20 protein-coding genes and 1 pseudogene are annotated in these 19,510 nt (G+C 40.4%); 5 read left to right on the top strand and 16 right to left on the bottom strand.

Going from position 1 to position 19,510, the window contains the following annotated elements:
• A partial coding sequence (locus A3M5_RS26200; protein WP_034298671.1) for a PDC sensor domain-containing protein occupies nucleotides 1-1,121 on the bottom strand: 1,121 nt, incomplete at its 3' end.
• Nucleotides 1,122-1,459: 338 nt separating this feature from the next.
• Between A3M5_RS26200 and A3M5_RS0115115 the strand changes: the two genes are divergently transcribed.
• On the top strand, nucleotides 1,460-2,797 hold the full coding sequence (locus tag A3M5_RS0115115; RefSeq protein ID WP_018394619.1) for a gluconate:H+ symporter: 1,338 nt from the start codon (nucleotides 1,460-1,462) through the stop codon (nucleotides 2,795-2,797).
• A gap of 200 nt (nucleotides 2,798-2,997) precedes the next feature.
• Here A3M5_RS0115115 and A3M5_RS26880 read toward each other — a convergent pair whose 3' ends face one another.
• Together A3M5_RS26880 and A3M5_RS26885 are read right to left on the bottom strand one after the other, a co-directional pair.
• On the bottom strand, nucleotides 2,998-3,945 hold the full coding sequence (locus A3M5_RS26880) for a methyl-accepting chemotaxis protein (protein WP_502685421.1): 948 nt from the start codon (nucleotides 3,943-3,945) through the stop codon (nucleotides 2,998-3,000).
• Nucleotides 3,946-5,121: pseudogene (locus tag A3M5_RS26885) on the bottom strand (methyl-accepting chemotaxis protein); the annotation flags it as partial.
• Between the two features lie 577 nt (nucleotides 5,122-5,698).
• Here A3M5_RS26885 and A3M5_RS26470 point away from each other — a divergent pair.
• Nucleotides 5,699-5,830, top strand: a complete 132-nt coding sequence (locus A3M5_RS26470) for a hypothetical protein (protein WP_018394623.1) — start codon at nucleotides 5,699-5,701, stop codon at nucleotides 5,828-5,830.
• Nucleotides 5,831-5,883: 53 nt separating this feature from the next.
• Here A3M5_RS26470 and A3M5_RS23840 read toward each other — a convergent pair whose 3' ends face one another.
• Both A3M5_RS23840 and A3M5_RS0115150 read right to left on the bottom strand, forming a co-directional pair.
• Nucleotides 5,884-7,050: an S-layer homology domain-containing protein gene (locus tag A3M5_RS23840; RefSeq protein ID WP_018394624.1), complete on the bottom strand. Its 1,167-nt coding sequence runs from the start codon at nucleotides 7,048-7,050 to the stop codon at nucleotides 5,884-5,886.
• 159 nt (nucleotides 7,051-7,209) lie between these two features.
• Nucleotides 7,210-8,748 (bottom strand): alpha/beta hydrolase, encoded by a 1,539-nt coding sequence (locus A3M5_RS0115150; protein WP_018394625.1) that lies wholly within the window; start codon nucleotides 8,746-8,748, stop codon nucleotides 7,210-7,212.
• Between the two features lie 306 nt (nucleotides 8,749-9,054).
• On the opposite strand from A3M5_RS0115150, the gene A3M5_RS0115155 reads away from it, so the two are divergent.
• Together A3M5_RS0115155 and A3M5_RS0115160 are read left to right on the top strand one after the other, a co-directional pair.
• Nucleotides 9,055-9,375, top strand: coding sequence for a YbjQ family protein (locus A3M5_RS0115155; RefSeq protein WP_018394626.1), 321 nt, complete (start codon nucleotides 9,055-9,057; stop codon nucleotides 9,373-9,375).
• Nucleotides 9,376-9,379: 4 nt separating this feature from the next.
• The gene (locus A3M5_RS0115160) at nucleotides 9,380-9,607 is read left to right on the top strand and encodes a hypothetical protein (RefSeq protein WP_018394627.1); all 228 of its coding nucleotides are present in this window, start codon (nucleotides 9,380-9,382) and stop codon (nucleotides 9,605-9,607) included.
• Nucleotides 9,608-9,720: 113 nt separating this feature from the next.
• Here the strand turns inward: A3M5_RS0115160 and A3M5_RS0115165 are convergent, their stop codons facing one another.
• Together A3M5_RS0115165 and A3M5_RS0115170 are read right to left on the bottom strand one after the other, a co-directional pair.
• Nucleotides 9,721-9,921, bottom strand: a complete 201-nt coding sequence (locus tag A3M5_RS0115165) for a YjfB family protein (RefSeq protein ID WP_018394628.1) — start codon at nucleotides 9,919-9,921, stop codon at nucleotides 9,721-9,723.
• Nucleotides 9,922-9,942: 21 nt separating this feature from the next.
• A complete protein-coding gene (locus A3M5_RS0115170) occupies nucleotides 9,943-10,182 on the bottom strand; it encodes a hypothetical protein (RefSeq protein ID WP_018394629.1) in 240 nt (79 codons plus the stop codon).
• A 238-nt stretch (nucleotides 10,183-10,420) separates the two neighbouring features.
• Between A3M5_RS0115170 and A3M5_RS23105 the strand changes: the two genes are divergently transcribed.
• On the top strand, nucleotides 10,421-11,377 hold the full coding sequence (locus A3M5_RS23105; RefSeq protein WP_018394630.1) for a hypothetical protein: 957 nt from the start codon (nucleotides 10,421-10,423) through the stop codon (nucleotides 11,375-11,377).
• Nucleotides 11,378-11,394: 17 nt separating this feature from the next.
• Here the strand turns inward: A3M5_RS23105 and A3M5_RS26475 are convergent, their stop codons facing one another.
• Genes A3M5_RS26475 through A3M5_RS0115220 form a run of 9 tightly spaced genes read right to left on the bottom strand, consistent with a single transcriptional unit; the run spans nucleotide 11,395 to nucleotide 19,500 of the window.
• The gene (locus tag A3M5_RS26475) at nucleotides 11,395-11,517 is read right to left on the bottom strand and encodes a hypothetical protein (protein WP_018394631.1); all 123 of its coding nucleotides are present in this window, start codon (nucleotides 11,515-11,517) and stop codon (nucleotides 11,395-11,397) included.
• Between the two features lie 32 nt (nucleotides 11,518-11,549).
• Nucleotides 11,550-12,239, bottom strand: coding sequence for an acylneuraminate cytidylyltransferase family protein (locus A3M5_RS0115185; protein ID WP_018394632.1), 690 nt, complete (start codon nucleotides 12,237-12,239; stop codon nucleotides 11,550-11,552).
• Entirely contained in the window at nucleotides 12,236-13,282 is a 1,047-nt protein-coding gene (locus A3M5_RS0115190) for a nucleotidyltransferase family protein (protein WP_018394633.1), read from the bottom strand. The genes A3M5_RS0115185 and A3M5_RS0115190 overlap by 4 nt, the downstream gene beginning before the upstream one ends.
• A gap of 51 nt (nucleotides 13,283-13,333) precedes the next feature.
• Nucleotides 13,334-14,485: an N-acetyl sugar amidotransferase gene (locus A3M5_RS0115195; RefSeq protein WP_018394634.1), complete on the bottom strand. Its 1,152-nt coding sequence runs from the start codon at nucleotides 14,483-14,485 to the stop codon at nucleotides 13,334-13,336.
• A 35-nt stretch (nucleotides 14,486-14,520) separates the two neighbouring features.
• Nucleotides 14,521-15,144, bottom strand: coding sequence for an acetyltransferase (locus A3M5_RS0115200; RefSeq protein ID WP_018394635.1), 624 nt, complete (start codon nucleotides 15,142-15,144; stop codon nucleotides 14,521-14,523).
• Nucleotides 15,137-16,216, bottom strand: a complete 1,080-nt coding sequence (neuB, locus tag A3M5_RS0115205; RefSeq protein WP_018394636.1) for an N-acetylneuraminate synthase — start codon at nucleotides 16,214-16,216, stop codon at nucleotides 15,137-15,139. The genes A3M5_RS0115200 and neuB overlap by 8 nt, the downstream gene beginning before the upstream one ends.
• The gene (neuC, locus tag A3M5_RS0115210) at nucleotides 16,213-17,343 is read right to left on the bottom strand and encodes a UDP-N-acetylglucosamine 2-epimerase (RefSeq protein WP_018394637.1); all 1,131 of its coding nucleotides are present in this window, start codon (nucleotides 17,341-17,343) and stop codon (nucleotides 16,213-16,215) included. Before neuC ends, neuB begins: the two co-directional genes overlap by 4 nt.
• Nucleotides 17,336-18,502 carry a LegC family aminotransferase gene (locus A3M5_RS0115215; protein WP_018394638.1) on the bottom strand — a complete coding sequence of 389 codons (1,167 nt, stop codon included), beginning with the start codon at nucleotides 18,500-18,502 and terminating at the stop codon, nucleotides 17,336-17,338. Before A3M5_RS0115215 ends, neuC begins: the two co-directional genes overlap by 8 nt.
• A complete protein-coding gene (locus A3M5_RS0115220; RefSeq protein ID WP_018394639.1) occupies nucleotides 18,499-19,500 on the bottom strand; it encodes an NAD-dependent 4,6-dehydratase LegB in 1,002 nt (333 codons plus the stop codon). Before A3M5_RS0115220 ends, A3M5_RS0115215 begins: the two co-directional genes overlap by 4 nt.
• Nucleotides 19,501-19,510: the final 10 nt, after the last annotated feature.

A 19,510-nucleotide genomic window follows, 5' to 3' on the forward strand; every position in this document is an offset into this window, starting at 1 on the left:
CCAATTTCATCGTTCTGAAGATGCCCGGTATCTACTTTTTCTGTTAAATCACCCGTTGCCGCTGTTTCAATCGATGACTGCAAAAAGCGAAGAGGTCTTAGCTGACGATGAATAAACCAAAGCGTCGCCACAGCCATCATCAAAATCATCACAATCGCCGCAATAACCGTCACGATCATCGTTTGTTTAAATGCGGCCAGAATATTTGATTTTGGCACCGCTGTTTGCACAGACCATTTCTCATCAATACCGTCTATCAGCACCGGTTCAAACACATTAAATGAACGTTCACCAAGAGCCTGTGAATCGATATAAAGCGCCGACTCTTTTCCTTCATCAAGGACTGGCTTAATGCGGTCCCAATCTATTGTTTTATCAATACTCGTCCCCATCTGATTTTTATCCATACTATCAGCCATAATGACGCCTTGATCTGAAATAATACGGCTAAAACCTTTTTCTGGTGCTCCGCTTTCAATAAGTTTTTCCATAAACTCAATTGAAAAGTCTGCTACAATGACACCTAAAAACGTTCCATCTGAAGCGATCAGCGGCATTGAAGTAGACACCAGATTGATCATTTTACCGTCTAACTCGTATTCATATGCTTCGGTCAATACAGGCCGCTTTTCGTTTATTGGAATTAAGTTCCAATCTCCTTCTTTTCCATATCCTTTCAATCCTTCAATCTGAACCCCACTCTCCCCTTTGTACATATAGGGGAGAAAACGCTTTCTTGAATCAATAAGCGTCTTATCCAAATTCGGTTCAATCGGCACTGTTCCGCTTTCAAGAACGATCCCTAAACCGAATAAATGTTCATTTCCGGCAAAAGTCGTCTGCAACGTATGGAGTGCAGATGCCGCTGTTAACTTCCCGTCTCCCTGCATCGACTCAACCATCATTTTCATCGTTCGCAGCATTTCTGCCGTTTCCTCAAAACGGTCACCAATTTTTGCAGCCGACAGCTGTGTATTTTTAATCGCATACGATTCCGCATCGTCAATGCTTTTGTTATATAGCATTACATTTGTCACAGCCGCATACACCATAAACAATAGTAAAAATAGACCAATAATAAGGATTGATAACTTCCGCGCAATACTTTTTTTCTTTTTCATCTAAATCCACCCTTTCATCCCCATACTTTTATACTATCATTATAGGCATTTAACGACAATTCAAAATTGACACTATTTTCTTACTTTTCTCAATACTCTTTTTAAAAACTTTTAATTGACTGCACTTATCTTATTCGTTAAGATGTTTTTATTGTTGTTTGTTTATTTAGTAAACAAACAAAAAAAGGAAAGCATTAAATTTGGTTTGTTTGTCATTTTTCTGTAAATCATATAAGTGATGTGCAGGAAATATGTCACGTACATACAATCATTAGGCAGAATAAGTAAGCGCTTTACTATTTATTTCTATTATATCTAAGCTAAAGGAGGAAATTAATATGGATTGGATCACAAATTACTTACCGATTATTTGGGTAGCACTTGGAGTCGCTTTGCTTCTATTCTTGAACATGAAAGTGAAGCTAAACAGTGTCCTTGCTCTTTTAATCTCAGCCATTTTTGTAGGTATTTTAAACGGCCTGACATTACCTGATGTCATCGCTTCTTTAAAAGCAGGCTTTGGGGGAACTCTTGGAAGCTTAGCAATCATTATCGGTTTTGGTGCCGTACTAGGTAAATTGATGGTGGATTCGGGTGCCGCTCAGCGTGTAGCAACGACACTCTTAAACAAATTTGGTGTAAAAAATGTTGAATGGGCCATCTTAATCGTCGGTGCTATCTTCGGTATTTCCGTTTTTTATGAAGTAGCCTTTATCATTTTAGCTCCACTTGTTATTAGTATCGCTATTGAAGCAAAAATTCCCTATTTGCGTCTAGGTATTACAATGGTTGCGTCCGCGACAATGGCGCATAGTATTTTCCCGCCGCAGCCAGGTCCTGTAGCACTTGTTGATGCATACGGTGCGGACATGGGTATGGTGTATATATTAGGACTTGTTGTTGTCATCCCTTCTGTTATTTGTGCCGGTATTATTTTACCAAGATTATTGCGTAACCTCGATCGTCCCGTTCCACCGCTATTGAAAAAATCAAAAGAATTTACAGATGAAGAAATGCCAGGATTTGCAGCTAGTTTAATCGTTCCCTTAATCCCGGCTCTCATCATTACAGCTGCAACCATTATTAATTACTTTATCGAAGAAGGTTCAACCGTCCATCAAATCGTAAACTTTTTCGGAAGTGCGGAAATTAGTTTAATCATTGCTGTATTAGTAGCTATTTACATATTTGGTCTTCGCGTAGGCCGTACAATGCCAGAAATTATGAATTCGTTCTCTGGTGCGATTGAAAGCATTGCCATGATCGTCTTTATCGTTGGTGCCGGTGGTGCTTTCAAACAAATCATTTTAGATTCTGGCGTTGGCGACACTATCGCAGCTATGATGCAAAATACAAGCGTTTCCCCATTAATTATGGCTTGGGTCATTACCGCCATGCTTCGTATTGCAACAGGGACAGGGGTCGTATCGGCCATTACAGCAGCCGGTATTGTTGGTCCCCTTATCGACACGTTCGATGTAAACCCTGTCTTAATGGTATTAGCAACAGCAGCCGGAAGTAACACAATCACACACGTAAACGATGCTTCTTTCTGGTTATTTAAAGAGTACTTTAACTTATCCATTAAAGAAACATTCAAAACGTGGGGCCTCCTCTTGTTCACGAACTCGATTGTTGGTCTTGGCGTTGTATTGATACTTAGCTTGTTTATATAATAAAAAACGAGAGATCATCTACTATTTTTAGATGTTCTCTCGTTTTTATTTTATACGTGCTTTTCAGCAGGCATTGCTTTACCTTTTCTATCTTGCTTTCGCTGCCCGTACGCTCTTTTGACAACTGAATGCCGTCACATTCCGTCATTGTACAAAAAATAGGCTGTTTTAGTCATTCACCATAGCAAAAGTTGTTTAGCTTACACGTTAAACCGGTCAACTACTTCTTTTAGCTCGCTAGCAATTTCATTCATTTCCTCCGTTGCTTTTGCGATACGTTCAAGCTCGACTTGCTGTCCAGTTGCGGATGCGCTTACCTCCTCGGCCGATGCAGCTGTTTCTTCAGAAATGGCTGACACACTTTGAATCGCCAGCACCGCCTGCTCCTTCTGCCCGATCATTTCCTGCAATTTCAATGTCAATTCATTCACCGATTCACCGATCTGGCCGGCAATCTCAGCCTGCTTTATAAACGCCGACTCCGTATTCGACACCGACTCATTTTGTCCATCCATCAGCACCATATTCTCTTCAATCACAACCGATGTTTGTTTCGATGCCGCCAAAATATCCTGCACTGTTTTTTGGATCACATCCGTCTCCATACGCGACTGTTCGGCCAGCTTTCGAACTTCCGCCGCTACAACCGCAAATCCTCGTCCATGCTCACCTGCACGTGCTGCTTCAATCGACGCATTCAAGGCTAGCAAATTCGTCTGTGCTGTAATCCCGTGAATCGATTCGATCACCGTTTCAATGTCGGAAATCTTTGCAGATAGCCCTTGCATCTGATCTTTTACACGTATGTTCATATCATTCGCCGCCTCATTACGCTCTCGAAGCAATGACACCTCGGACATGCCTTGCTGCGTAGACTCGCCTGCCTGATGCGACAACTTATTCATATCAGCCGATAACATAGACAACACATCAATCCGCTCGGACAACCCAGCAATCTGATTCCCCGTGTCCTCCGTATCCTCTGACTGTTTCGAAGCTCCTTGTGCAATTTCATCCACCGCCGCCGCCACTTCATGGCTCGACGCGACCACTTCTTCAAAAACGTGGTGGACATCTTTCGATGACCGATTCAAATGCAAAGTCGAATCACGCACCGTTTGAATGACGCTGCTCACTTTTCCAAGCATATCGTTAAAGGCAAATGCGACTGCACCAATTTCATCATTCTTAAGATAATTCTTGTCTACTTTTTGCGTCAAATCACCCGTTGCCGCTGTTTCAATAGACGAACGCAAAAACGTGAGCGGCTTCAGCTGGCGGTGAATAAACCAAAGCGTCGCCACAGCCATCATCAAAATCATCACAATCGCCGCAATAACCGTCACGACAATCGTCTGTTTAAACGCGGCCAGAATACTTGATTTTGGGACCGACGTCTGCACAGACCATTTCTCATCAATACCGTCTACTTGCACCGGTGCAAATACATTAAACGAACGTTCACCTAAAACCTGTGAATCGACATAAAGCGTCGACTCTTTCCCTTCATCAATGACCGGTTTAATGCGACCCCAGTCTATTGTTTCATCAATATTCTTCTTAATCTGATTCTCATCCATACTGTCCGCCACAATGAAGCCTTGGTCTGTAATAATGCGGCCAAAACCTCCATCCGGCGCTCCGCTCTTAACAAGCTCTTCCATAAACTCAAGCGAAAAGTCTGCTGCAATGACACCTAGATATGTTCCATCTCGAGAGGTTAACGGCATCGAAATAGTCGATAAATTAATCAATTTACCGTCCACCTCATACTCATACGCCTCGGTCAATACAGCCCGCTGTTCGTTTTTCGGAATCGAGCTCCAGTCACTTCCGTCATCATACCCAGTTACCCTTTCAATCTCAATATCACTTTCCTCTTTATACACATAAGGCATAAATCGCTTTTCTGAATCAATAAGTGCTTTATCCACATCCGGCTCAATTGGCACCGTTCCGTTTTCAAGAACGAGCCCCATACTGAATAAATAATCATTTTCCACAAAATTCGCCTGCAAAATATTAAGTGCAGATGCTGCTGTTAATTTCCCATCTGCCTGCATTGACTCCATCGTCGTTTTCATCGTCTGCAACAATTCGGTCGTCTCATCAAAATGCTCCCCTATTTTTGCAGCCGACAACTCCGTGTTTTTTACTGCATATGCCTCAGCATCATCCATACTCTTGTTGTACAGCATTACATTCGTCACCATCGCATACACTGTAAACAAAATTAAAAACAAACTAATAATAAGCATCGACAATTTCGATGCAATACTTTTCGTCTTTTTCATACCTGCCGCCCCTTCAACTACATTTTCCATACTATATCTATTGATTAAACTTATAAATTTCCAATAGGTTTAATCGGAGAAATGACCGGAAATGTTACTTTATGCACTTCTCCATCCGGAAATTCCACCTTCTTTTTCAACATTCTCTAGTCCCCCAATCTATCATCCGATGCTGCACCTTTCGCAACATCCACTGCATTCACCGTGTCGCCTATAACATCGATTCCTTTCTCCTTAATCTTTAGTTGCCACATTATTATCCTTTCTAGGCTAAACAAGGTTATTTAGTAGTAAAATTGTACCATAACCAACAAAGTTTCGACTGATTATTTAAGATTTTTTTAAAAATTTTTCCTATTCAGTTATCCGTAGGAATATGACATGGAAAAGAAATCTTCGACATCCTATCCGCTTGATCCATCGAACACAAAGCCGCCTTAAAACGAATGAAATATCCTTTCGCCAACTTATTCCATACGAAAAAGCCCCGATCTCAACATGTCGGGGCTTTATGTTATTGTCCCCCTCTTTGTTTCTTCGTTTATTTTTCGGGTTAAAAGGGAACAATGTTCAGGCAAAGATCAACTAAACAAGGAGTGTGTATACGATGAAAAACAATAAAACAATGATGACCACACTGGCACTGGGCGCCGGCGCCGCTTATCTGCTCAGAAACGAAAAGTCCCGCACAAAATTGATGAATCAATTTAAAGGAATGGGTACGAAAAGTAAAAATTAGCGAAAGCCCACCATGAAAAAGCCCTGATGTATAAGACATCAGGGCTTTTTCTATTATCGAATCATTGAATACGGCATCTGGAACTCCCGAATGCCTGCTGCGTATGGCGCATATTCATACGGATTTAAATACATAACAAATCCGGAAGGCGTCATATAAAACTGATATTGTAGTTCATCCAAGCTTTCTGGACCGCCAAAATATGGATAGTATGAAGCATTCATCGCATTTATTCGGTTTATAACCGCCTGCTCGTAATTCGCTTTCGTTGCGAGATCATCAAGTGAAATGAAGCTGTCATTCTTTACATCATAGTTGTATGAGAATAGCTGCTCATAGCCATGAGCTCCACCTGTGTATTGATAGCTATCAAACACGACACTGATAAAACTCAAATCAGCACGTGGTACTTTATAAGAGACACCGTAGCTATAATATTCACCCAATTGATCATCTTCTTGCGCTAACTCCATTATTTCATTTCGATAGTTAACGAGAGACTGTCCTTCTTCTTGATAAAATTCATTCAAATACGTAAAATGATTCATTCCTGTTGTATCCACAAACTGTGGATAGAAAATATCACTCGCTGCTTTTTTCGGATACGTCACGACTTTCATCCGAAACTGTGTATTCATCGCCCGCGCTGTAAATACCGCAAACTGGGCACGTGTTACTTTCGCTGTCGGATTGAACTTCGTCGCTGTATAGCCCGACGTAATCCCGTTCGCAAGGAGTGGTGTAACATACGTATAACCAGAATACGTTTGGCTCATATCCTCCCACTCGACTGGAACTGATCCTGTAATCCCAAATGCCAACTGGGTAACCTTCGCCATCTCAATACGCTTCAGCTGATTGTCCGGCTGAAACGAAGCTCCTTTTGAAAACCAACCCGCATTTACAGCTGCCGCAATTTCTTTATAAAACGGATGCGTCACCGGTACATCTGAAAATCCTGGATTTGGGACATTCACTAAAGATAACTTCTTCGCTCGTACTAAAATCGCCGCTGCCTGCGCTTTCGTTACCGGCGCATCTTTATTAAACTTGCCGTTTGAGCCGCCCTTTAAAATACCAAGGTCGCTTAAATATGAAATCTCTTTTGCTGCCCAGTGCGTCGATGGCACATCTGAATACGTTGCTGCTTCCGTTTGCGGCGGTGCTGTTAAACCAAGTAAAAGACCTAATGCCATTAAAATAAATAATACCTTTTTCAACGTATACACCTCTCTTTCATTTAATCAAAACATCCTTTGATTATATACGACAGAATCGACCCACTATTACTTCTTTTACCGATATGGTGCTTTTTCCAAACACCGTTTTCACAATAAAAAGAACTATCCATGTCCGTTTCTAATTTTTAGACAGCCCTTTTATTCTTTCATACTTTTTTCATGAGCAGACCGAATTTGAAATTCTTCTAATTTGTCACGTAAAGCAAACTCATCTTGAATGAGCGGCAAATACGTCTGAATGTGTTCAATGGCTGCTGCTGCTTCATGTTCAAATAACCAGTCTGCCATCCAGAGTATAATATCCGTTATCTGCAGCTCTACTCGATCGTGAACCTCAAGAAACCAGTCATCGTAGAGAACCGGACGTATCGGCAGCACGTTTTGCACTAGATCCAATACTTTCTTACATGCTTCGAACCGCTTGAGATGATCGGATTCATGAAGTGCGAGCTGCAGCGCTTCGTTCAGTTTAATCCAGTCACCCGAAATGTGCGCTTTGACGTATACATGCTCCCGATCCATTAATAAAATGGGTTCTTTGTTGTTATCGATCTGGATTAAACTTTTCAAATACGATAAATAGACACGTAAGTTTTTTCTCGACTGCTGAATCGGCATGTCCGGCCACATCACGTCACAGATCGCTTCCCTCGTCGTCGATGGATGAAAAACCAAATACAGAAACAGCTGTTTCGCAAACCGCTTATTCCAGCCGTTCATCACAACTTTCCCATTAATTTGCACATGAAAAGAAGATAAAAAATCAATATGAATCTCATTATGATAACGTTCATCTACTTTTCCGATCCCTATGTCATACACTTGTTTCGTATACAGCCGAACGTCTTCATACATTGATGTTAAAAAGTCGTCCAATACCTCTTTCTCTACTTGTGATTCCTGTAAAAAATGAAGGATCAATTGGGCCGTCACTTCTGGTTGATCGATGACTGTAAACGTTGAAGAATGGGCAATCCTCATATGCCGGAAGTTGGGCAGGTACATCGTACTCGCTTCTAAAAAATGGGGTGGAAAAACCAAATCTTTATCCCCAGATAGAGTCAGCACAGGCTTCTGAATTTGACGTAAATCAGTAAGCGGCGTCGCACTGACCGATAAATCCATTAACCGCGCATAGGTAGACACAGGCGTTTTGGATATGGTCTCACGCAGCTTCACTACACGGGCGTCCTCTTTCGGTAAAACCGTCGACATGTCTATAATATAATCAACCGGAACAACCGTGCCGAAGCGGCTTATTTCCCTCCGATGCTTTCTCACCTTTTCAATTAAATGCGGCGGATTACATGGCATCGCAATGAGGACTACTTTTTGTACCCATTCACCGTAAAGTGCTGTAAAGCGTGCCGCAATCAATGCACCTAATCCAAAACCTACTAAATGAACGCTCGTCAAATCGAGCTCTCTAATAAGAAACCGTAAATCGCTTACATACTGTTCGTACGTGAAAAGCGCATCGCCGCCGTCACTCTGGCCCAACCCTCGCAAATCATAGCGTAGCACATTGTACTGCTCCTTCAAAAAAGGAACAACCTCATCAAATAACGTATGATCCGTTACATTCGTATGAATCATGACCATCGTTTCCTTCTCTTCTCCTCCAGAAGACTCTATCATATAAAACAACCGGTCATGTTTACATTGAAGAAATGGCACAGCACCCTCCTTCTACACCTCACGTTAGTGAACGTGTTTTCTGGTTAAATACAACTACTTATCCATATTATACGTATTTTTATAGAAAACGGAAAGAGTAGCATTTTGACGAATGATGGCAGTATATCAATCATCTAGCCTATAAATTTGGAGTTCATTGAAAACAACTACCTAGAAATAGTAAAAAAAATCGAATAGAAAGCACTGTCCAACTACATATGTGTCGCAAATAACAGGTATACAGAAGATCATGGAGAATAAGAAATAAAGACACAAAAAAATTTCGTAAACGGGGTGTACGTTCGTATGATCATTGTTACGACAGAAAATATTGCTAACTACAAAATAACGGAAATAAAAGGACCGGTTTTTGGTTTAACGGTGCGAGCGCGGGGCATAGGAAAAGATATTGTCGCTTCATTAAAAGGGCTCGTAGGCGGAGAAATTAATCAATATACAGAGATGCTGGAAGATGCGCGGAAGCAGGCGATGGATCGAATGGTACAAAACGCAAAAGCAATGGACGCCAATGCGATTATCATGATGCGGTTTGATTCCGGGGAAATCGGTCAAAACATGAGCGAAATCGTGGCCTACGGAACAGCCGTCATCGCGGAACAGGCATAAACAGATGGAATGGGTTCTCGGCTTTTACGGTGTGCAATTTCTGCTCCTCATTGTCTTAATCATTGGCTCCTGGTTTATATGGGATCGACGCTTTAAAAAGAAACACGGTCAAAACGTCCCTCCTGGCTTTATTAGAACGAAAGAAATCTCCATTGATCCGACCACAAAGAAAAAACTAGTCGTTTATTTTCATCCTGAAACCGGGGAACGATTTTACAAAGAAGAAGAGTGATTAAAACAACAAAAGGGCTGACTCATCAGCCCCTTTTTGTCATTCTCTCTTGCCTTTGTTCATCCTCTAATGAAACTCTTTAGTCTTACATTGTACAAATGGACAAGAAGATTTTATCCTTTTATATCTACGTTCCCACCTAAGTGCGGTTGAGCTACGTGCTGCAGTGCTTGCACATTTGTCTCCCCCGTCATCTTATTAAGGAAAGCCGCATTTCCTTCCGCTTGATCCATCACTTTCTTCATGATGGATAGAGACGCTTGCTGCTGAATTTGTCCTTGGCTTAACGCCATTGACATTAATGCGATATCCACGAAAACACCACCTTTCGATTTTTAATGAATAACAGGCTGCAACTGCTGTTCCAGCGAATGGATCACATCTTTCAATTCATTTAATTGACCATTTAGCTTCTCGATTTCATCCAGAGTCAGTTCATGGTTAACAGCATATTCCGCTATTTCTTTCATCTCATGAAGGTGCACATCAATTTCCTCTAAAATAAGAGCTTGTTCTCTGCTCCATTGAAGCTGTTTTTCCAGGAATCTTTTCTGATCGTGGGTGTCTTTATCCATCTTGTCTCCTCCTAGTTAACAGACTTTTTTTCATACAAGAGTTACAACCAAGACTCTATCATATTAGCTAATCCTTCCTCACATTATATATGAATTTATGACTATACGGTAAAAGAACTCCCCGGTTTACTATCTCTATTTCTTTCATCCATTTCAAATATCTCAAAGAACAAAAGTTCGTATCTGATCACTAAATCAATTATAATAAACTTATCAAGCTGAAAAGGCGGGATAGAAAATGGCTGAACATCGATTCTATTCTAGATTAACCGGAAAACTATTAGGTGACGGATGTATTACTCAGCAGCCTGGCCGCCGTCCACGCTTTCAATTTATGCACCGCATTGAAGATCTCGGCTGGAGCACGTATTGTTATGAACGATTAAAAGACTTTTTACCACTCAATCCGCCAACTTATAAAAAAGTAATCGATCCGCGAACCACTGACGGATTTACAGAATGCTTTGTTGTTCAATCACGAACAGATAAAAAAATCACACTTTTGGAATCGTTATGGTATGAGAACAGAAAGAAACAGCTGCCGCTCAACTTTATTAAAGAACATTTAAACGAAGAAGCACTTGCCTGGTGGTATCAAGATGACGGACATTTAAAAATAGCTGACTCTGTACCAAAGAAAATCATTCTCTCAACAGATAGCTTTTCCAGTAAAGAACGAGCCGCACTGCAAACTATTATTTATCAAAAATTCTCTCTTCAATTCAAATCAGATAACCAGTGCCGGCTTATTTTATACGACCAGCCGCAAATCTACTACTTTTTAAAAATCGTCGAACCTTATATTCATCCTTGCATGAACAGAAAAAGATTCATGGTATCGATTACAATACCAATCATAAAACCAAAACGAACAACCATTTACTTGCCCGATCATATCGTGCTCCACAAACCGACAATGGATATTAACGATATGCTTCAAAGCGCTCCGATGATCCTTTCAGAGCTTCAGCAAAGATCAACATTCATTACGTTTTATCAACAATCATTGCCCTTGTTAAAGAAAAACGCATCCCAAAAAAGCTATCAAATCGTGTTAACACCAGAAAATCAGATTCTCCTCCATAAAATCCGGCAATGCTCCGGCTGGACATACAGCCAGATTGTTCATCTTTGTTATGTAAAAAACAACCAATCCCTTTACTGCCCTACTATAGGCAGTAAAGGGATTGGTTAATCGGAACCGGAACCCGTTTAAGTTTCTTCATAGTTCATCCCATCATCGGGCTCTGAAAAATAAATTTTTAAATCTATTGAACTTCCATTGTCATAATTATTTGGATGTCCAGGCCAAGTTAATTTGTAGCCTTTTGCCACAGATTATACTCCTTGTCTTATATAAATCTTGATTATGAAGTACTACTCTTTATATATTCGCACAAAAGCCAATCCTCTTCTGTATCGATGTCATATGACCGGCTTTTTGGCATAATAAATGCAGTTGTTTCATTTGTTAAAAATGACTCAGTTTCAAGTAACCAATCCGTTTGTGCCACATATACAGCTCCATTCAATGCATAAACGGCGGGCAGATCCTGTCGTCGGACTGTTATCTCTTTCTGTGGGATAAGAGGCTGCATTCGATCATTCTCTCGCATCGTATACATCCAATAAGGTGATTTATCCGGTTCTGTCACACTGACACATGCCGGAGCTCCTATCTCCAGCATCTTTTCAATACACCCATTAATATCTTCTGACAGCCGAAGCGGTGACGTTGGCTGAAGCAAAACAACGTAATTATAATCCGATAGTTCATTCAGCGCATGAAGAACTGGATCGATTCCCGGTGTTGCATCCTGTGCAAGATGTTCAGGGCGAATAAAGGGAACATCACAACCGTACTTTTTTGCAACCTCGATGATTTCAGGATCTTCTGAAGATAAAATGAGTTGATCAATATATTTTGATTTTTTCGCTTCTTCAATCGTCCAGGCAATGAGAGGTTTTCCAGATAGCTCTCTTACATTTTTACGCGGAATGCCTTTTGAACCGCCCCTGGCTGGAATAATAGCAAGCACTTTTTTTTCAGTAATCATAAAAAGACCCCTCTAAAATCACCATTTGCCTTCTCATAATCATCCACTCGTCCTATATCAAGCCAGTACTCTCTTAACGGAAAAGCAGACACTTCTTCTTGCAGATCCATCATCTTCTTAAAAAGATCCGGCATATCATAGAATTCACCCTTTGGTATATATTGCAATGCGTCTGGATTAAGAACATAAATACCCGCATTGACAAAGCTTTTATGAACAGGCTTCTCCACAATTGACAATAAGCGGTGATTTTCCGTCTCAATCACACCATAAGGAACTTGATATTCATATTCCCGTACACACATTGTCGCAGCTGATTTAGTATCACTATGAAAATCAAGAAGCTGCTCATAATTAATTTTCGTCAACAAATCACCATTCATAACAAAAAATGGGGCATCTGGTCTTGCAGTTAAAAGTGATAGCGCTCCTGCTGTACCTAGACGTTTATTTTCTTCAATATACTCAATATTCACACCAAGATGTGTCCCATCTTGAAAGTAATCTTTAATAATTTCTTTTTTATAGTTAACCGATAAAATAAAATTCTTAAAACCAAAGTTTTTGAAGCTTTCAATAATGGTTTCTAGAATAGGCTTATCTCCAACTTTGAGCATCGGCTTTGGAATGCCCTCTGTTAATGGCCGGAGTCGGGTTCCGATTCCTCCTGCCATTAAGATCACTATATTCTCTTTGTGTAACTCTTGAACAATTTCATTGGAAAAAATAATTCTAAGAACCTGCTTTGATTTATTCAAGATTGGCAGCTGCTTAAGCTGTCTTTTTCTCATTAATTCTTTATAGTAAAAAGGCTTTCTTCCTGCCCTTTCGTATACAGGTGAATTATTCATCACTTCTTCAATGGCTGTTTCCAAAGGTAAACCTTTTAAAATTCCACGACGAATGTCTCCATCTGTTACAGTTCCAAGTAACTTTGCATTTTCATCAACTACTATCGCAAATTGCAAAGAAGATTGATCAATGATTTTCATTGTTTCAATAATCGAAGTTTGCGGTGAAATCAGTATGTCTTTTCTAATCATTCTGATCTACACTTCCTTACTGTTAGGCATTCAGCTCAAATTCATTATTTTTTAATAAACCGTGTTTTTCAATGTCCATTCCCCATTTACTTTTCCCCATAAATGTGGTGATCTCCAACTGTCGATCACTTCCCAAAACTCTTCTTCTGCAATGTCACAATAATCGAGGAATTCTTGGAAATATTCTTTTGGGAATTCTCCATCATATTGCTTAACAAGTGCTACGCCTTCTTCTCTAGTAATTTTCCCATCCCTAATCTCATGAGCTGTATCCGATGTGGCTCTTCCATTACCAAATTTAATATAAGCTAAATAATAATGAAAGCCATCAATTTTATCATCTAAACTCGCATAATTAGTATATGTTCCTTCAGAACGAGTTTTACTAGCTTGAAATCCTGTATTTTCAGCAGCATACTCATAATTTTTTTTAGGGTCCCAAAATTTATAATATCCAAAGAATTGAACTTCAGTTTTATTTGCTTTAATCTTTTCAAAGGACGGGGCTTTATATGGATAAATGTCTTTTTCTGACACACCATGGTTCAGCCAAAATTCAGGTGGAAGCCCTGAAAAATAAAGTTTATCATGGTCAGTAATTTCACGATGAGGTTGGAAGGCGTTTTTCATATTTCCACCGTACTCCACTTCACCATTTTCTCCATACATGATTAAAGAAATATTATTCTGAACAGCTACTTTAAGAGGGAAGTTCGTTTGTCCATAAATAAAAGGTTGGAATGGGTCTCCAAGATGTAAAAATGCTAATTTAGTCATTAAACGATGCACTTTTCCATTAGGTGTTCCTAATATGTTGTCAAAACCACTATCAATAAAATTATCCATATTTACCCTACCCAACTCTGTTGGTATATGAGAAGCCCATGTTACCGTAAGCGGGTTCATGCCATATTTATATTTAAGTTGATGGGCTACAAATGAACCGTCCTTTCCACCGCTGCATGGAACAATAACGTCGTACGAACCATCACTTTTTCTGTGTTTATTCAACAATGCGACTAGCTCTTTTTCACGTTGGTCCCAATCGATTTTTTGACGTTTATATTCAGCATAGTTACATGCACTGCAGACTCCATTCTCATCAAACGTAATACGCGGACGCTGATTAGATACCGTACATTTTTTACAGTAACGAACATTCTCTGGTAATTTGTACATTTCAATTAAATTTTTTCTTTGCATTTTTCAAACTCCTTTTTCTCACGTGTTATTATTAGTTACTTCTCTATTGCTGGCACACCAAACACTTTACTATGATCTTTTACCGACTTTAGCACAAGCGATCCGGCGCCAATTAATACGTAATTTCCAATTTGAATATCTTGAATAATGGTCGATCCTGTGCCGATATGGGTGCAATCGCCAACGGTTACATTCCCTGAAAGTGCTACACCCGGCGCAATGTGACAATTTTCGCCAATAGAACAGTCATGATCAATGCTTGAAGACGTGTTTATAATTGTATTATCGGCAATTTTTGCAAAAGGTTGAATAATTGTGCCTGCCATAATTTGAACGCCTTCTCCTAAATTCGCATACGAAGAAACGACCGCTGTTTCATGAATGACTGAGGTAAACTTGTAGCCTTTTCGTTTATAATGATTAAATATGTTTGCCCGTATGCTTGAAACATCGACTGATCCTAAACAAAGCACTAGCTCAACATTTTCACTGCTGTAAGAATCAATCACATTATCTGTTCCAACATAAGACAAGCCGAATCGATTATCTTGTTTTTCGGGTGCGGTAAAACCGATAATCGTTCGATGTTGCATTAGTAAAATTTCTGTTAAAACCGCTGCATGACCGCCATTTCCTATTAAAATAACCGGTTTATTCATGAATCAGTTCATCTTCTTCATAATTTCGTGTAGCCATTTTGCCGATCAATGACCAGTACATAGAGGGTGCCATGCCGCTTCCCGGACGCTTAACAGTTAAATGATTTTCTGTAAATGTTTCGCCTTTGCGAATGGATTTTGCGGCGACCAAACTTTTACGGGCAGCCAATTGATTATGCTGCTCATTTGCCGTCGGCTTTTTGTGCCCATCTCCTAAAGACTGTTCCACAACGCGGATGGCCCTCACCATTTCCATCAACTCCTCTGGTTCAAGAGATGCTCGGTGATCCGGCCCCGGCAGCAAGCGGCTGATCGTAAAATGTTTTTCAATGATCGTTGCGCCGTGTGCAACCGCCGCAACAGGAATATAGATCCCTTCTGAATGATCAGACAGTCCGATATTCACCTTCAGCTCTTCTTTTAATTGATCCATTGCAGTCAAATTGATATCTGAAAATGGGACCGGGTATTCTGTTGTACAGTGCAGCACTGTCACATACTCTTTCAACCATTCTTTCGCTTCAGGAGTATGATAAAATTCACGAACTGAATCAATTTTCACTTTTCCCGATGGGTGAGCTAAACCATATGCGATAAAAGACAACGATTCATGAATATCTTCCATCGTTGCCATGCCCGTTGACAAAATAACAGGCTTTCGCTTCGTTGCAATGTAATGAATAAACGGTGCATTCGTTAATTCGCCAGACGGAATTTTCACTGTCTTAATCCCGATCTCATCTACTAAAAAATCGACACTTTCAAGGTCAAAAGGTGTCGATAAAAATTCAATTTTCTTTTTATCACAATACGTTTTCAAGCGAACAAATTCATCATAGGAAAGCTCCAATTTTTTCAGCATATCAAACTGAGACGTTTCCTTCCCAATATTCTCGATCTGATATGCCGCTTGCTTCGCTTGTTTTGTCACCAGATTCTGAGCTTTAAATGTTTGAAATTTAATTACGTCAGCCCCTGCTTCTTTTGCGACATCAACGAGTACACAAGCGAGGTCGAATGATCCGTTATGATTGACGCCTGCTTCTGCAATAATGTATGTAGGTTTTTTCATAGATCATAAAACTCCTTCTGAATTGAATAGGAGGGTATTCCTTTTAGGATCTTCATTATTTTTATGGATACATGCCCATCTCCAAAGATTTGCTCATATGGTCCTGAATATTGTAAAGCCGTATCAATTGCCTGTTTAATAGACTCCTCCGATAGTTCCGCATCCAGCACAGATGACGGCCGCTCCCTTCCTGCCTGACGATCGCCACAATTAACAGTAGGAGTCTGTAAATATGGTACTTCAATTAAACCGCTCGAAGAATTACCTATAACCGCTTTCGCATGTTTCACAGCACTTAAATAACGCAGCTGACCGAGTGAATCAAACAAATAGGCATTTTCGTGATGTTGGACATATTTTGCAATCTCTTCGTTAATAAAACGACCACCATTATCAGTATTCGCTTTTGTAAAAACAAGATTCATATCTTGATAATCCTTCAGTGTATTGAGCAAGGCATGGATGCTCTCCGTCTCTCCATTCGTTTCAGGATGATACGTAATCAGGAACAACGGACGATTTTGCTGTAATGATAACTCCTTGTACAGTTCTTCTTTTGTTAGAAGTGGTATCTTTAAAATGTTCTCTATCCCTAATGCTCCTACATTCCATACACGATCTGGTACTTCGCCAAGCTGAATGACCCGTTTTCGGTGTTCCTCTGTACTTGTAAAATGCCATATCGCCATTTTTGTAATCGAATGGCGAATCGAATCGTCATATGCACCGTATGTCAATTCACCGCCATGCAAATGAGCAATTGGTATTCCATTAATCAATGCTACCTGTGCGACTGATAACATTTCAAATCGATCACCTAAAATAATTAATAAATCCGGTTTTAAACGCTCAAACGCATCCACAAAGCCGATCGTCGCTAGCCCCATGGATTTTGAGATCCCAACAGCTGTATCTGACGACAACAGAATTTCCACTTTCTCATTGATTAAGAAACCGTCTTCTTCTATTTGTCTATAGGTTAGACCAAATTCAGGTGACAAATGCATCCCTGTCACAACGACTTGTAATTCCAATTCGTCATCTTTCTGAATTTCTTTCATCAGCCAGTAAAACAACCCATATTCCGCACGTGTTCCGGTCACAACACATATTTTACGTTTAGCCATGATATTCTCCTTTCAAAGGAGTCGATGGTATGTTAATCACCCGTTTATTCAATTGATTGGTAACGGAAAGGTCCGCTTTAGGACAAGTTGAATAGGGCGCCAATTCGTTCAGCGGTGTCCAAATGGGTCTCGCCATTGTCCCTTCTTTATTTAATACATCTAGGGCTACATTCCGATCCAGTTTTTCATCAATCAAAATCGTCTGCAGCCAGTAATTACTTGTTCCAAATGAAGGCTCTGTAAATAACTGAACACCCTCCACTTTTTCAAACAACTTCTGATACTGCTTTGTCAAATTTCTTTTTGACACCAAAAATTCATTCATTTTCTCAAGTTGCGCGCATCCAATTGCCGCATTGATATTCGGCATCCGGTAGTTGTAGCCAATCCCATCATGACGATATTCCCATCGGTGCGGGATCTTAGCAGTCGTTGTGATATGCTTTGCGTAATCAGCGAGCTTTTCATCATTCGTTAATATCGCTCCACCGCCGCCTGTTGTCATGATTTTATTTCCGTTAAAGCTGAGTGCACCTACAAGTCCGAATCCACCTGTGTGCCTTCCTTTATAATAAGAACCAAGTGATTCAGCTGCATCTTCGACAAGAACAAGGTTGTAACGATTACACACCTCTATTAATGGATCAAGATCGACCGGGTGACCGAATGAATGCATTGGCACAACGGCACGAATGATGCGCCCCGTTTGCGTGTTAATCAAATGTCCATTTTTCATTTCGCCAATTTCTTCAATATGTTCTTCCAGCTTGATCGGATCTAATCCAAGTGTCTCTTCTGACACATCAACGAAATGTGGAATGGCGTTTAAATAAGATACGGCATTTGCCGTCGCCACAAAAGTGAGCGCCGGTATAAACACTTCATCATTCGCCTGTACACCGGCAATCTTGAGCGCAATATGCAAAGCGGCAGTACCGTTCACAACAGCAACCGCCCGCTTGACACCTGTATATTCCGCAAGCTGTTGTTCAAACTGATCGACATATTTACCAACTGAGGATACCCAGCCCGTTTGAATACAGTCTGTCACATATTCAATTTCTTTTTTGTTAAACGTCGGCTCATGAAGCGGCACAAAGTCTTTATTTCCATATATCTCTTTTATTTCACATGCGATGTCACTCCACTGTTCGCTCATATGTTATACACATCTGCCTTGTATTGAGATAAGTTGACCGGATTGGAGAACCAGTCCGCCGTTTCTTTCATACCACGTTTAAAACCTTCCACGCCTCCATATGAAGGTACCCAGCCAAGTAGTTCTTTCGCTTTTTGATTGTCTGCCCAGAGCCGCTCCACTTCACTTTTGCCTGGACGTAGACGAATTTCATCTGTTTCTATCTCAATTTTTTTACCCATTACTTCCGCAATCACTTCCGCTGTTTCACCAATCGAAATTTCATAGTTGCTGCCGATATTGATCACTTCACCAATCGACTTCTCGCTATTCATGATCGAAATAAAACCGCTCACTGTATCCTTTACATAGTTAAAATCCCTCGTCGGACTCAAGGCGCCGAGTTTAATCTTCTCCTTATCGGATGCCAACTGCGTAATAATCGTTGGAATGACCGCACGAGCTGACTGGCGCGGACCGTATGTATTAAATGGTCGAATCACCGCAACCGGTGTGTCGAATGAACGATAAAAGGATAATGCCATCTGATCGGCACCGATTTTGGATGCAGAATATGGTGACTGTCCCTGCAATGGATGATCTTCATTAATAGGCACATACATTGCCGTTCCATACACTTCACTGGTCGACGTATGAACAACTTTAGAAACACCGAGCTCACGAGCTGCCTGCAATACGTTTAGTGTCCCTTTAATGTTCGTGTCCACATATGTGTCCGGTGAATGATACGAATATGGAATCGCAATTAATGATGCCAAATGTAAAACCATTTTACAATCTCTCATTGCTTCTTTTACTCCAAAAGGATCTCTAATATCACCAGCAAAAACTTCAAACTCTTTCTTATAAAGGGATTGATCTAGCCAGCCCCATGAATTAAAGGAGTTATAGAATACAAATGCCTTTATGTCATAGCCTTGTCTCACCAGTTCTTCTGTTAAATGGGAACCGATAAATCCATCAGCACCTGTTACAAGTATTTTATTTGTTTTATTCATTTATACCCCA

The organism is Bacillus sp. 37MA, from assembly GCF_000372765.1.
GTDB lineage: Bacteria > Bacillota > Bacilli > Bacillales > Domibacillaceae > Domibacillus > Domibacillus aminovorans.